Source organism: Ruegeria sp. D6 (assembly GCF_056534365.1).
This window is the reverse complement of sequence record NZ_JBQFPH010000002.1, coordinates 35,303-48,488: the sequence shown is the minus strand read 5'-3', so window position 1 is coordinate 48,488 and position 13,186 is coordinate 35,303. Positions and strand designations below refer to the sequence as shown.

Here is a 13,186-nt window from a genome sequence, read left to right as displayed (position 1 = left end):
TTACTCGGCAGCCTCGGTTACACCCACGAGGATATCCCGGATCTCGGCCTCTTTGATATCGTCATGCTCGGCAATGACCACAAGGCGCGAGCGACGGTCTTCGCCGGGCTCCCACGGGCGGTCATATTGGTGACGTACGCGCGCACCGACGGCCTGAACCAGTAGGCGCATGGGCTTGCCCTGAACGGCGGCATAGCCTTTGACGCGCAGGATATTCAACTCGTTGGCCAATCGTTCAATCTTGGCGACCAGATCAATCGGATCGGTTTGCTCGGGCAGTTCAACGATGATGCTTTCGAAATCGTCATGCTCGTGATCGTGATGGCCGTCGTGATGGCTGGGACGCGCGTCCATGTCATCCTCGGCCGCGGCTTCTAGACCCAGCACGACGCGGACGTCCACGGCACCCTCAGCCACTTCGACTACGGGCAGGGGGCGGGGCGCTTCGGCGGCGATGATCTCTTTCGCTTTCGCAACGCCTTCCGGGCCAGCCAGATCGGGCTTGGTCAGCAGAATGATGTCGGCGCAGGAAATCTGATCCTCGAACACCTCGGACAAGGGAGTTTCATGATCAATCGAGTCATCTGCCATGCGTTGCGCATCCACCGCCTCGACATTCGGAGCAAACCGACCAGCGGCCACAGCCTCGGCATCGGCCAGAGCAATCACGCCATCGACGGTGATTTTCGAGCGGATATCGGGCCAGTCGAACGCCTTCAGCAGGGGTTTTGGCAGGGCAAGACCGGAGGTTTCGATCAGGATGTGATCGGGGCGCGGCTCTAGTGCCATCAGGGCTTCAATGGTCGGGATGAAATCATCGGCCACGGTGCAGCAGATGCAACCATTGGCCAGTTCCATGATGTTTTCTGCGGGGCAATCAGGAATGGCGCAGGACTTCAGGATATCGCCATCGACGCCGACATCGCCGAATTCGTTGACGACCACCGCCAGACGCTTGCCCTGCGGGTTCTGCATCAGGTGTCGCACCAAAGTGGTTTTGCCCGAGCCCAAAAAGCCGGTGATCACAGTGACGGGGAGTTTCTCAAGATTGCTCATTTCAGGGCTCCAATCGGGGGAATGCGGGCCGCACAGTTTTTGCGGAAATGTTCAGGACGTTCACGCCATTTGACCAAACCGTCCTCGGTGGCGAGGTATTTGGCTGCGCCTTCGACGATGGTTTCAACATGGTCGATCTCGTTCAGATGCTCATACACGAAAGTCCAGCGATCCGGTCCTCCGCGTAGCACGATCGAGCAGCCTTCATCGCAATTCGACAGGCATTCCACAGCTTTCAAGGTAATGCCTTCGGGCAGGCTCGCCTTTTCAAGCGCCTTGTGAAGCAACGTGCCGGGGCGCTGGGCGTCATCCTCGACAGGCAGCCCGCGACGGCAGGTAGTGCAAACCAGCAGTTCGACCGGTGCGGTCTCGGTCATGTCTCTCATCCCCCCAAATCCTCTTCGTGGGGGACGGGGTTTCATGCGGGCCGATCACAGCCCCACACCGGAACACCCCGTCCGGTTTCATCTTCGGGCGTTGGCAGGTCTCCCGGCTTGCGGATGTCAGAGGAGGCCTCTGTCGGATGTCCCGCCTTCCCGGCCATACTGCCAGTGGCTTTGGGCACCCTCTCCGGTCACGGTCGCGGGGGCGGCTGCGTTTGACGGCAAAAACCGCTGACGCATTCCCTTTTCATCTGCTCTCGCAGACACCAACGAAAGGGACATGCGGCAGGGCAGGGTTGCTTGTCAAGCGAGTCGCGCCGATCCGTGAAAAAGCGGATAAAAAGCGACCTGTCGGGGTCGCTGGGCGGCATGATACTTCTGCAACGACGTGCTGGCATGGCAGCAAGATGCGAACAGGAGGATACCGCGCATGAAAGTAGGGTTTATCGGGCTGGGGAATGTAGGGGGCAAGCTATCTGGATCGCTGCTACGAAACGGTATCGATCTGACGGTTCATGACCTGAACCCGGATCTGGTGACCGAATTCGTCGCCAAGGGTGCCAAAGCCGCCAAAAGCCCGGCGCAACTGATGCGCGATTGCGATGCTGTTATAACCTGTTTGCCTTCTCCTGCGGCCTCGGATGCGGTGATGCAGGAAATGTTGCCAGAGGTCGGCCCTGGCAAAATCTGGATGGAAATGTCGACCACCGACGAAGCCGAAGTCAAACGCCTTGGCGCAATGGTCATCGAACGAGGCGGCGCAGCGGTGGATTGCCCGGTTTCGGGCGGATGTCACCGGGCAGCGACGGGTAATATCTCGATCTTCGCAGGCTGTGATCGTGAGACTTTTGAACGTATCCTGCCATTCCTGACCACCATGGGGCGGCGCATTTTGCACACGGGCGATCTGGGCTCGGCCTCTGTTCTGAAGGTGTTGACCAATTATCTGGCTACCGCCAACCTGATCACCTGCGCCGAGGCATTGGTGACAGCCAAGGCCGCCGGCATGGACCTTGGAACCACCTATGAGGCGATCAAGATATCGTCAGGCACATCCTTCGTGCACGAGACCGAAAGTCAGGTCATCCTGAACGGCTCGCGCGATATTTCCTTCACCATGGACCTGGTGAAAAAAGATATCGGTCTGTTTCAGGAGGTCGCCGACCGTGCCGGAGTTCCCCTTGAGATAAACCCATTGATGATCAAGATTTTCGAAGATGGCATCGCGCGATATGGTGAGCGTGAACTGTCCCCGAACATCATCAGGCGGCTAGAGGACGCGACCGGACTGGAGATCCAAGCGCCAGGGTTCCCAACCGAGATGCTGGACGACGAGCCAGAAGAACCGGGTTATGAGGTGATCCCGCAGAATCGGTAGATCGATTAATCGGCAAGCATTGCGGCTGTCTGGCGACCTGGTTGGACAAAATTCTGGTGCTATTCTAAATAGGTCGACAGGAGTCCGACACCGGCACAGGCAAGAGAACAACTTATGACGAATGAGACCTTTCTCATCGTAACAACGATGAAAAACGAAGGGCCTTTCATGATCGATTGGGTGGCCTACAACCACGCAATCGGTTTTGATGACATTCTGATTTATACCAATGATTGCGCTGATGGTACCGATGCCATGGGCGAACGGTTGCAAGTGCTTGGCTGGGCTCACCACGAACGAAACAGGCTGGGTCCGCGCGCCGCGCCGCAGGTTCGTGCATTTTCGCTTGCGCGGAATCACCCAAGCTATCTGTCATCGGATTGGATACTCAGTTTGGATGTGGACGAGTATATCAATATCCGTTTGCCCAATAGTGATATAAGAAGCCTCGTTGAGGCCAGCGGCGTGGCGGACGCGATCTCGATCTGCTGGCGCATGTTCGGAAACGCAGGTCAGAACGATTTCGTTGATCGACCTGTACCTGAGACTTTCTTTCTGGCCGCCACGGAAGACGGCTATCCGCATCACCGGACCAAAGGGTTCAAAACGCTGTTCCGCAACAATGGGAAATTCAGCCGTTTTCGCGCCCATCGTCCCAGGATCAATCCAGAAGATGCACCGAACCCTGACGCGCCATACGAAGGGGTGTTGTGGCGGGATTCGGGCGGGAACCTCTACCCAGCAGACCAAGTGAAATGGAAAGCATGGCGTGGTTTCAGCCATGAATTCGCGCGCATTCATCATTATGCTGTGCGCAGCACTGATAGCTTTTTGGTCAAGCGCGACCGTGGGCGCACCAATCATGTGGGGCAGGATCAAGGGCTCAAATACTGGCTCATGATGAACCACAATGATGTTGAGGATCGCTCAATTCTGGAACACATGCCGGCTATGCACGACATCAAATCTGAGATGATGGCAGATCCGCAATTGGCAGACCTCCATCACCAAGCATGTGAGTGGCACAGGTCGAAAGCCGAAGAATTGAGAGCCAGACCGGATTGGGTTGATCTGGTTGAAGCGTTGCAAAATTCCTCAACCGGAGAAGACGTCTATGGGTGAAGCTGTATCTGCTGAGGATCGCCGCAAGAAGCAAGCTGAGCAGCGCGAACGGAAGGATTCCCTGCGGCGCGAAATGCTCAAGACCATGCCGCATGGACGGTTGAGCGTTGAAATTGGCGTTTGGAAGGGCGAATTTTCGCGGATTCTGCTGGAAGAGCTGCAACCCTCGAAATTGTGCCTCATCGATCCCTGGCAAGTACAGCAAGACCCGGATGGCGGTGCTTCGCTTGCCGGAGCGCGCACGCAAAAGGATATGGATCGGATCTACGATGCAGTAACGGGTAAATACAGCACCGAGATCGCCAAGGGGCAAGTTTCGATCATTCGCGACTATTCGCAACCGGCGCTGCGTTTGTTTGAAGATCAAAGCATCGGGTTTGCCTATTTGGACGGCGACCATTCCTACGAGGGCGTAAAAACGGATCTGGATGCTTTGCTGCCCAAGATGATCGAAGGCGGCGTAATCATGCTTGACGATTATCACAGGCGAGGGTGGTGGAAAGATGACGTGATGCGTGCGTTCCACGAATTCCTCGGGGCACATTCTGCGGGGCTGCGGCTCAAGGCCATCATGGGGGCGCAGGTGGCCGTCGAGAAACTTTGAGCCGAGATCATTTTTCTGATTATAGATTCGTGCGACGTAACCCAGGCTGGCTAGTGTCTTCCAGCGTCAACAGTGTTAAGCAACAAGTTCAGCGATGACGGATAGGGTTGTTGTCTAAGTCCGATCATTTTTGAATAGCGGCACTTTCCCAGGCAGACAGGAACTTTCTGCGCTTCAGCGTATCGAGGAACGTCAACAGCGCAGGGTCCAGCGCAATCGCTGCGCTTTCGGTCGTGGAGTCCTGCGTGTCCAGAAGTGGCAGTGCTGCCATTGATTCCGGATTCAGCGTGGTCAGGTGCCGGACAAAGGTTTCCGCTTCCTCCGGCAAGCGGCTTTTGCCTGTTACCATGGCGGTTCGCATCATCGTCGTCTGAAAATCCGAAGGCAGAATGATCTGAAGGGCATCCTTTCCTTCTGTTCGTACCGCCGCATAACTGCCAAGCACGTTGTAGGCCACCGCGATCGTACCATCCGCCAGGTCGTTAATCATGTCGCCCGAACAACAATACAGCCGCACGTCCAGGCCGCCCAAAACCTCCATCAAGCGCCAATAGGTTTCCGAGGCGCGGGCGTCCTGCGTGGCGAACAAATAGCCCAATCCCGACTGGCGCACGTCATAAGTGCCGACTTTGCCCCGAAAATCATCCGGGCGGGCGCGCAGCGCTTCAATCAGTTCCTGCCGCGTTTGCGGCATTGGTTGTCCTTCGAACGCGGTGCGGTTGACAACGATGGTTGCGGGTTCCGAAGTGAAGGCGAACAGGCTTTGATGCCATTGCGCCCAAGGGGGGTGCGGAAGATCGTTAAGCGCCAGCGCATATCCGTCATTCGCGAGCTTCAGTTGCAGGTCCATCGCGCTGGAAACGACAACGTCGAACGCTTCTGGCGTGGCTCGGACGCGTCGGTCGATATCGGCCGTGCCGGTCACCAGATATTCGACCGATATCGCTGGATTCTGGGCGACGAAATCCTCGATCAGCGGCGCAAACAGGGCGGTATCGGTGCTGGAAATGACCCGCAGTCGGGGGCCGTCGGCATTTTCGTTGAATATTTGTCGGTCTTCCCAATCCTGAGCCCCTGCGCCGCTGGCGAACAGGCACAGGATCAGAGTGACAAGATAACGCATGCGCCGCCCTCCGCTTTGTTTGACAGTACCAGCGTGCCGCCATGGGCGACCGCGACGTCCTGGGCAATGGTTAGCCCGAGGCCCGATCCGATGGTTCCCGCCGCGTTCTGACCACGTTCGAAACGTCTTGTGAGCGTTTCGATTTCATCTGGCGGAAAGCCTGGCCCCTGGTCACTGACCGTGATCCGGGCTGTGGGTGACCCTGCGACATCGATGACTACGGTACTGTCCGCTGGCGCATATTTAAGCGCATTGTCTACCATGTTCCGCACCGCATTTTGGATGAGGATGGGGTCGCCCGAATACATGACCTGCGGATCGCCGCTCAAAGCAAGCGAAAGGTCTTTCATTTCAGCGATGGGCGTCAAGCGCTGGACAAGCTCACGGATCAGAGTCACCAGATCGATATCCTCGCGCTCCAGATGGTCGGCGCGGAATGTGATCATGGCGTGATCCAGTAGTTGCCCCGCAGCCCTAGAGCTTTCGTCGATGGCGCGCATCATTGATCGTAACGCCTCGCGGTTGTCTTCTCTCTCGACCCGTTGCAGCGTCGCCTCGGCATAAGACCTGACCGTTGCCAGCGGGGTGCGGACCCTATGGGCGGCCTCGGCGATAAAGTCCTCGGATTGGCTGAGAGACTGGTCCAGGCGTCCCATCAGCGAATTCAGCGATGACACCAAAGGCGCCATTTCACGCGGTACTGGTTTTTTGAATGGGCTGAGATCTTGCGGTCCCCGACGGGTGACGGATGTCGTTAATCTGTCGAGCTGGCCGATGGTGGCCGAACTCACCCAGAAGGACAATACAGCCGCAAGCACAAAGAACCCCAATCCCAAAAGGCCGGCATTGCGTGAGATTTGATCCAGCGTCTCCGACAGCGCATCTTGGGTCTGTCCCAAGGCCACTTCGATTTCTGTCTGATTTCCCAGCCCAACCAGTGTGCGGCTGGCACTGACCTGACGAACGTTTTCACCGCGCACCTCACCGAAGCGAAAGGTCCACTTTCCATCAGCGGGTCCTTGAGTTGGGGTCAGGTCTTCGTAGCCGGACAGGAACTCGCCATCCTGAAAGATCGCATAAAACACTCGGTCGTCCGACGGCGTGCTCAGCATTGAAAAGGCGGCATAGGGGATATCGACTTCAAGCTCGCCTCCACGCAGCGCCGCGGCATCGAGGATCGAGGTGACTGAGGCACCCAGAATGTTGTCCTGACCTTGCTGGGCAACCTGAACTGCATAGTCGCGGACAGCAAAGAACAGCACGAGGGCCAGAATCGCGGCACCGCCGATTAGCGTTAGCGCAAGACGGTTTCGCAGTGATCCGGAAACATTTGGATTAATTGCCATGATCCAGCCTGTAGCCCAAACCGCGCAACGTTGTGATCCTGAGGTCCGATTTTTCCAGATGCTTACGCAGTCGTCCAACATACACCTCGATGGCATTGTCCGAAACATTGTCGTCGTAGGAGAACAACCGGTCCGCCAGCTTCTGCTTAGAAAACACCTGACCGGGGGCGTTGATCAGCAGTTCCAACAAGCGCAGTTCGCGGTTGCGAAGCGAGACGATGTCGTCGCCCACCGTCAAATGACCCGCAACCGGATCAAAGACGACGCCGCCAATTTCAATCGTCGTTTTGGTCTTGCCGGATTTGCGTCTCAGCACTGCGCGGCAGCGCGCCTCAAGTTCGGCATGGTCGAAGGGCTTGGTGACATAATCGTCCGCCCCAAGATCGAGTGAGCCGATTCGATCCGACACTTGACTGCGGGCGGTCAGAACGATGACAGGTGTGTCCAGATGGCTGGCGCGATGCCGTTTGAGGAAATCGCGCCCGTCCCCGTCGGGAAGCATGATGTCCAGCAGGATCAGGTCATACTCATCGATTTCAACAAAGGCCACAGCATCTTCTATTTTCTCTGCGTGATCAACCACATGCCCGTCAAGCCGCATGCGCGAGCTTATGGCATTGGCGAGGTCCAGATTGTCTTCGACCAAGAGGAATTTCATCGGGATCCAATAGTAATTTCACCCATGACAGGTTGATGTCAGGTTGATGTGTTTAGGTTTCGAATAATCTGAGCCGCACTGCGGCCGGTTGTCAAACGGGAGGAATTCATGACGACAATCAAACTGGGCCGTCGCGCCCTGATCGCGGCTGTGACCGCTATTGGTCTGGCTGGACCGACTTTCGCTGAAGAGGTCGTAGATAGCATCCACTTTCTGATCCCCGGTGGCGCAGGGGGCGGCTGGGACGGCACTGCCCGTGGCACAGGTGAGGCGCTGACGAATGCGGGTCTCGTGGGAACTGCATCCTACGAAAACATGTCGGGCGGCGGCGGTGGTAAAGCCATTGGATATCTGATCGAAAACGCCGACAGCAACCACGGCACGCTTATGGTCAACTCGACCCCGATCGTGATCCGCTCTCTGACCGGAGTGTTCCCGCACAATTTCCGCGACCTGACACTGGTCTCGGGCACGATCGGCGATTACGCGGCGATTGTTGTGGGCAAAGACAGCCCCATCAATTCAATGGCGGACCTGCTAGCCGCGTATGACGCCGATCCAAGTACAACGGCCATCGGCGGCGGTTCTGTGCCGGGTGGGATGGACCATCTGGTCGCGGCGATGGTTATGGAAGCGGCAGGCAAGGACGCTTTGGGCGTGAAGTACATCCCCTATGATGCAGGTGGCAAAGCGATGGCCGCGCTCCTGTCCGGTGAGATCGCCGCGCTATCGACCGGTTTCTCGGAGGCTGTCGATCTGGCGAATGCGGGTGAGGTGAAGATCATTGGCGTCACCGCGGAAGAGCGCGTGGATGCAGCCCCTGATGCGCAGACCATGAAAGAGCAGGGCATCGACACAACTTTCGTGAACTGGCGTGGGTTCTTTGCTGCTCCTGGTCTGCCCGAGGACAAGCTGGTCGCTTATCAAGAAGCCATCGCCAAGATGTATGACACACCTGAATGGGAAGAGGTCCGCGCCCGTAACGGTTGGGTGAACATCCACAACTCGGGTGCTGATTTCCAATCGTTCCTGGAACAGCAGGAAAAGCAGATCGGCGATCTGATGAAAAAGTTGGGTTTCCTGTAGGGATACCTCGGGCAGAGCGGGCAACCGCTCTGCCTCAACCAACAATAAATCAAAGGAGGGGGAAACATGGCGCTGGATCGCTGGATCGCGCTCGTTTTGCTGGGCATATGCCTGACATATGGCTACACCGCCTGGTTCACGATGGATGGCAGTCTGCCCCCCTTCATGCAGCGCAACCCCATTTGGCCGAGCACCTTTCCCAAGGTGCTGTCGATTTTGGGGATAATTGCCACAACGATTATTCTGCTGGGCTTTGAAAAGGCTGAGCCCAAAGAGGCTGATATCGATTATAGGAGGCTGGGCGAATATCACCTGGGCCAGGCTTTGCTGTTGCTGGCTTTGATGGTTGCCTATGCGCTGTGCCTACGTCCGGTTGGATTTCTGATCTCGACATCCGGGTTCCTGATCCTCGGTTCTTTCATTCTGGGCGAACGCAAATGGCACGTCATGCTGCCGGTTGCCGTAATCGCTACAGGTTCAGTCTGGTACCTCGTGCAAGAGGTTCTTGGCATCTACATGCGACCCTTGCCGGGCGTTTTCGGAGGCTGACATGCTTGAAGGATTGTTGATCGGCCTACAAACGGCATTCTCCATCCAAAACTTGTTGATGGTCATAGCGGGCTGTCTGATTGGTACATTCATCGGCATGCTGCCCGGTCTTGGGCCGATGTCGATCATCGCCATTATGATTCCGGTCGCCATTTCGATGGGCGATCCGTCCGCCGCATTGATCCTGCTTGCCGGTGTCTATTACGGCGCGATCTTTGGTGGCTCGACATCTTCCATTCTTCTGAACGCGCCGGGGGTCGCGGGAACCGTGGCCTCAAGCTTCGACGGCTATCCGATGGCTCGTCAGGGCAAAGCCGGGAAGGCGCTCACAGTTGCCGCTATCGCCAGTTTCGCCGGGGGTACGATAGGCGCGCTGCTGCTGATGGTCTTTGCGCCTGCATTATCCTCGGTCGCACTGCTGTTCCACTCGGCTGAGTACTTTGCCTTGATGGTAGTGGGTCTGTCCGCCATCGCCGCTTTTGCGGGAACCGGGCAGGTGGCCAAGGCAATTGTCATGACCATTCTCGGGCTGATCATGGCCACCGTCGGCGAGGGCGCGCTGTTCAACTTGCCGCGTTTCACGATGGGGATCATGGATCTGCAGTCCGGCTTTGGTTTCATCACGCTTGCAATGGCGATGTTTGCCCTGCCCGAAGCGCTGTTTCTGGTTCTCAAACCCAAGGACCTGCAAGGCGACGAAGGCGAAATCAAGGACCTGCGCATCACAGGATCCGAGGCAAAGGCCATCGCTCCGGTGGTTGGTCGCCAATCTGTGCAGGGTTTCTTTATCGGTGTGCTTCCGGGGGCAGGGGCAACGATTGCCAGTTTCCTTGGCTATGCGGTTGAACGCAATATTGCCCCGAAAGAAGAGCAGGAAGAGTTCGGCAAAGGCTCGATCAAAGGTCTGGCAGCACCCGAGACAGCTAACAATGCTGCCTGTACCGGTTCCTTTGTTCCGTTGCTGACGCTCGGCATTCCAGGTTCCGGAACTACGGCCATTTTGTTGGGCGCCCTGATCGCGCTGAATGTGACACCGGGTCCGCGCCTGATGATCGACGAGCCACAGGTATTCTGGGCTGTCATCATGTCGATGTTCATTGGCAATCTGGTGCTGCTGATCCTGAACCTGCCGTTGATCCCCTATATCGCCAAGGTGCTTGCAGTACCGCGCAACTATCTGATCCCGTTCATTTTGTTCTTCACCCTCATGGGGGCCTATATCGGGCAGAACAATGCCACGGAACTGCTGATATTGGTCGGCTTCGGCGTCTGCGCCACAGCACTGAAATTTGCCGATTACCCTCTGGCACCACTGCTGATCGGTTTCATCCTTGGTGGCATGATGGAGGATAACTTTGCCCGTTCCATGCAGCTGTATGACGGCATCGCCTTTATCTGGGAACGTCCGATGACGCTGGGCCTGTTGGTGATTGCCCTCCTTCTGGTGCTGTTGCCCAGTTACCGCGCACGTCGCGCCAAGGCGCGAGCGGCAGGCGTGGCCGATGGCGACTGAGCCACTTTCAGGCATCCGGGTTCTTGACCTGACTAATGTCCTGGCCGGGCCGTATTGTTGCTACCAACTGGCCCTGATGGGGGCCGAAGTGATCAAGGTCGAACGGCCCGGCAGCGGAGATCTGGCCCGTGTGCTGGGGGCGGATCCTGATCGGAACAAGGCCGGCATGGGCATCAGCTTTCTGGCGCAGAATGCAGACAAGAAATCCGTGACCCTGGATATGAAGGCTGATCGGGGAAAGGCTCTGCTCAAGCGGCTGGTCAAGACTGCCGATGTGCTGGTCGAGAACTTCCGGCCCGGCGTGATGGACCGGCTTGGGCTGGGGTATCAGGTTCTGCGCGCCGAGAACCCCAGACTGATTTATTGTGCCATCAGCGGGTTTGGTCAGGATGGACCACGCCGGGATGACCCGGCCTATGACCAGATCGTGCAGGGGATCAGCGGTGTCATGTCAATCACAGGTGCGTCGGATACCGCGCCTTACCGGGTCGGCTATCCTCTGGCAGATACCGTCGGCGGGATGACGGCGGCCTTTGCCATAAGCGCGGCCTTGAATGCCAACCCGCGCGGGGCATTCCTTGATGTCGCAATGAGCGAGGCGGTGGTTTCGACCATGGGGTGGGTGGTGTCCAACTATCTGGTCGGTGGTGTGACTCCTGCGCCGCATGGGAACGAAAACACAACCTCGGCCCCGTCCGGAACTTTTGCCACATCCGACAACCCTATTAATATCGCCGCCAATCGCGACGAACAATGGCATGCGCTCGCCCAACATCTGGGCCGCGCCGACCTTTTGACGCATCCGGACTACCTAACCCGCGAGGATCGCAAGACCAACCGGCATGAATTGCGCCAAGAACTGGAACGCACTCTTTCTACCCGTCCAGCCAGTGATTGGGTCCAAGAGTTGAATGCGTTGGGTGTACCGGCCGGGCCGGTGATGACGGTGCCGCAGGCTTTGTCCGACGACCAACTCTCAGGTCGCGGGCTGATTGGAACTCTGTCGGCGCACGGAGAGAGTTTACGCCTTGCGGGCAGCCCAGTGGTCATTGATGGCGCACGCTGCATGCCACGATCCGCACCACCGGATCTTGGGGCCGACAACCTCTCGATTTGGGCCGAGCTTGGACTGTCGGACGCAGAGATCGAAACGTTGCGACATGAGAGGGTGATATGAGCGATGTTGCCGATTGGTGGCGCACCGCCATCATCGATATGGAGCCCGGACGCATTGAACTGCGTGGCCAGCCGATTCAAGACCTGATCGGCAATCTGGGTTTCGCTGAAATAATCTGGTTGATGGTGCGGGGTGACAGACCGACACCTGCGCAGGCTCGATTGTTCGAGGCCGCTTTGGTCGCCGCCGTGGATCACGGCCCGCAAGCCCCCTCGATCGCGGCTGCACGAATGGCGGTGACCTGCGGGCTGTCTCTAAACAACGCGATGGCGAGTGCTGTTAACATGCTGGGTGACATCCATGGTGGTGCCGGCGAGCAGGCGATGGAGCTTTATCACTTTGTAGACGCCCATGCCGAAGGCCCAGAACAGGCATTAGACGACTGGATCGCCGAACGCGGGAAGATACTGCCGGGTTTCGGGCATCGGTTCCATACACCGACGGACCCGCGCGCACCCCGGCTGATGGCCCTGGTCGCTGATGCGGTCGAACAGGACGCCTGCGAGGGTCGGTTCATGAAAGTCGGGCAAGCCGTGGAAACCGACCTGATGCGCCGGAAAGGCAAGCCGGTGCCGATGAATATCGATGGTGTCACGGCAGTGATCTATGCAGAGCTAGGCTTTGCCCCTCCATTGGCACGAGGTTTGTTTTGCCTTTCGCGGTCGGTCGGTATTCTGGCCCATGCCTGGGAGCAAACCCAGCAAGGCGGACGCAACAAAGGTCCTACGCCGCCCCACTATCGCTGGACATATCTACGCAATGGAAGTTGAGTTATGCCGCCTGTCGTTCCTCATGGCTTCGGATTCCTTTTATCCAGATTCTGAAACACAGCGACATAGTTTGTCACCAGCGCCTTCGCTTTTCAGCCAACACCGTCTAGAACTGCGTAGTACAGGAGCTGGATAATTTGGGAGAAATGACGTCGCAGCTGACACAGGTAGGACCGGCATAGCGTGTTGTCGTTTTCCAGGAAAATGCGCACAAGGCGGAAAACGTAATCGCCCTAAGTCAACGATCTAGAGTGAATTGGAGGCGAGTACCGGAATCGAACCGGTGTACACGGATTTGCAAGTCGTCTCGCTATTATTGAAAAACAATAGGTTAGGTGTAAAATGATATCAGGACAATGCGGGAACATCTTGTGAACCTGATACTGCGACCAGTTTTGCGGGAGGTGCGACATGAGCGACA

At 57.3% G+C, this 13,186-nt stretch carries 13 protein-coding genes and 1 riboswitch; of the genes, 8 read left to right on the top strand and 5 right to left on the bottom strand.

The window, feature by feature from the left end:
- Positions 1-1,056: a cobalamin biosynthesis protein CobW gene (cobW, locus tag ACR0A1_RS07700; RefSeq protein ID WP_170662098.1), complete on the bottom strand. Its 1,056-nt coding sequence runs from the start codon at positions 1,054-1,056 to the stop codon at positions 1-3.
- Positions 1,053-1,433, bottom strand: a complete 381-nt coding sequence (locus tag ACR0A1_RS07695; protein ID WP_480866916.1) for a DUF1636 family protein — start codon at positions 1,431-1,433, stop codon at positions 1,053-1,055. The genes cobW and ACR0A1_RS07695 overlap by 4 nt, the downstream gene beginning before the upstream one ends.
- Positions 1,434-1,518: 85 nt before the next feature.
- A riboswitch (cobalamin riboswitch) is annotated at positions 1,519-1,725 on the bottom strand.
- Between the two features lie 105 nt (positions 1,726-1,830).
- Between ACR0A1_RS07695 and ACR0A1_RS07690 the strand changes: the two genes are divergently transcribed.
- From ACR0A1_RS07690 to ACR0A1_RS07680, 3 genes are all read left to right on the top strand, one after another.
- Positions 1,831-2,817 carry an NAD(P)-dependent oxidoreductase gene (locus ACR0A1_RS07690; protein ID WP_480439222.1) on the top strand — a complete coding sequence of 329 codons (987 nt, stop codon included), beginning with the start codon at positions 1,831-1,833 and terminating at the stop codon, positions 2,815-2,817.
- Positions 2,818-2,931: 114 nt separating this feature from the next.
- A complete protein-coding gene (locus ACR0A1_RS07685) occupies positions 2,932-3,939 on the top strand; it encodes a glycosyltransferase family 2 protein (RefSeq protein WP_255611700.1) in 1,008 nt (335 codons plus the stop codon).
- Positions 3,932-4,543, top strand: coding sequence for a class I SAM-dependent methyltransferase (locus ACR0A1_RS07680; protein ID WP_170662099.1), 612 nt, complete (start codon positions 3,932-3,934; stop codon positions 4,541-4,543). The genes ACR0A1_RS07685 and ACR0A1_RS07680 overlap by 8 nt, the downstream gene beginning before the upstream one ends.
- 124 nt (positions 4,544-4,667) lie before the next feature.
- On the opposite strand, the gene ACR0A1_RS07675 is transcribed toward ACR0A1_RS07680, so the two are convergent.
- The 3 genes from ACR0A1_RS07675 to ACR0A1_RS07665 are packed head-to-tail and all read right to left on the bottom strand — an operon-like array spanning position 4,668 to position 7,670.
- Positions 4,668-5,666: an ABC transporter substrate-binding protein gene (locus tag ACR0A1_RS07675; protein WP_480866914.1), complete on the bottom strand. Its 999-nt coding sequence runs from the start codon at positions 5,664-5,666 to the stop codon at positions 4,668-4,670.
- Positions 5,645-7,012, bottom strand: a complete 1,368-nt coding sequence (locus ACR0A1_RS07670; protein ID WP_170563588.1) for a sensor histidine kinase — start codon at positions 7,010-7,012, stop codon at positions 5,645-5,647. Before ACR0A1_RS07670 ends, ACR0A1_RS07675 begins: the two co-directional genes overlap by 22 nt.
- Positions 7,002-7,670, bottom strand: a complete 669-nt coding sequence (locus ACR0A1_RS07665; RefSeq protein WP_170420955.1) for a response regulator transcription factor — start codon at positions 7,668-7,670, stop codon at positions 7,002-7,004. Before ACR0A1_RS07665 ends, ACR0A1_RS07670 begins: the two co-directional genes overlap by 11 nt.
- A gap of 108 nt (positions 7,671-7,778) precedes the next feature.
- Here ACR0A1_RS07665 and ACR0A1_RS07660 point away from each other — a divergent pair, with 108 nt between their 5' ends.
- The 5 genes from ACR0A1_RS07660 to ACR0A1_RS07640 all read left to right on the top strand — a co-directional run bounded on the left by ACR0A1_RS07660 (position 7,779) and on the right by ACR0A1_RS07640 (position 12,765).
- A complete protein-coding gene (locus tag ACR0A1_RS07660; RefSeq protein WP_170391824.1) occupies positions 7,779-8,756 on the top strand; it encodes a tripartite tricarboxylate transporter substrate-binding protein in 978 nt (325 codons plus the stop codon).
- A 66-nt stretch (positions 8,757-8,822) separates the two neighbouring features.
- The gene (locus ACR0A1_RS07655; protein ID WP_170401217.1) at positions 8,823-9,305 is read left to right on the top strand and encodes a tripartite tricarboxylate transporter TctB family protein; all 483 of its coding nucleotides are present in this window, start codon (positions 8,823-8,825) and stop codon (positions 9,303-9,305) included.
- Position 9,306: 1 nt separating this feature from the next.
- Complete coding sequence (locus tag ACR0A1_RS07650; RefSeq protein WP_170391820.1) at positions 9,307-10,818, top strand: tripartite tricarboxylate transporter permease; 1,512 nt, start codon at positions 9,307-9,309, stop codon at positions 10,816-10,818.
- On the top strand, positions 10,808-11,995 hold the full coding sequence (locus ACR0A1_RS07645) for a CoA transferase (RefSeq protein ID WP_170609334.1): 1,188 nt from the start codon (positions 10,808-10,810) through the stop codon (positions 11,993-11,995). Before ACR0A1_RS07650 ends, ACR0A1_RS07645 begins: the two co-directional genes overlap by 11 nt.
- Positions 11,992-12,765 carry a citryl-CoA lyase gene (locus ACR0A1_RS07640; protein WP_480866911.1) on the top strand — a complete coding sequence of 258 codons (774 nt, stop codon included), beginning with the start codon at positions 11,992-11,994 and terminating at the stop codon, positions 12,763-12,765. Before ACR0A1_RS07645 ends, ACR0A1_RS07640 begins: the two co-directional genes overlap by 4 nt.
- Positions 12,766-13,186 lie beyond the last annotated feature (421 nt).

What these genes read in the sequence shown, in the direction of transcription:
- ACR0A1_RS07695 (WP_480866916.1), bottom strand. Translation starts at nt 1,433, where the DNA reads ATGACCGAGACCGCACCGGTCGAACTGCTGGTTTGCACTACCTGCCGT.
- cobW (WP_170662098.1), bottom strand. Translation starts at nt 1,056, where the DNA reads ATGAGCAATCTTGAGAAACTCCCCGTCACTGTGATCACCGGCTTTTTG.
- ACR0A1_RS07645 (WP_170609334.1), top strand. Translation starts at nt 10,808, where the DNA reads ATGGCGACTGAGCCACTTTCAGGCATCCGGGTTCTTGACCTGACTAAT.
- ACR0A1_RS07670 (WP_170563588.1), bottom strand. Translation starts at nt 7,012, where the DNA reads ATGGCAATTAATCCAAATGTTTCCGGATCACTGCGAAACCGTCTTGCG.
- ACR0A1_RS07655 (WP_170401217.1), top strand. Translation starts at nt 8,823, where the DNA reads ATGGCGCTGGATCGCTGGATCGCGCTCGTTTTGCTGGGCATATGCCTG.
- ACR0A1_RS07665 (WP_170420955.1), bottom strand. Translation starts at nt 7,670, where the DNA reads ATGAAATTCCTCTTGGTCGAAGACAATCTGGACCTCGCCAATGCCATA.
- ACR0A1_RS07660 (WP_170391824.1), top strand. Translation starts at nt 7,779, where the DNA reads ATGACGACAATCAAACTGGGCCGTCGCGCCCTGATCGCGGCTGTGACC.
- ACR0A1_RS07675 (WP_480866914.1), bottom strand. Translation starts at nt 5,666, where the DNA reads ATGCGTTATCTTGTCACTCTGATCCTGTGCCTGTTCGCCAGCGGCGCA.
- ACR0A1_RS07640 (WP_480866911.1), top strand. Translation starts at nt 11,992, where the DNA reads ATGAGCGATGTTGCCGATTGGTGGCGCACCGCCATCATCGATATGGAG.
- ACR0A1_RS07680 (WP_170662099.1), top strand. Translation starts at nt 3,932, where the DNA reads ATGGGTGAAGCTGTATCTGCTGAGGATCGCCGCAAGAAGCAAGCTGAG.
- ACR0A1_RS07650 (WP_170391820.1), top strand. Translation starts at nt 9,307, where the DNA reads ATGCTTGAAGGATTGTTGATCGGCCTACAAACGGCATTCTCCATCCAA.
- ACR0A1_RS07685 (WP_255611700.1), top strand. Translation starts at nt 2,932, where the DNA reads ATGACGAATGAGACCTTTCTCATCGTAACAACGATGAAAAACGAAGGG.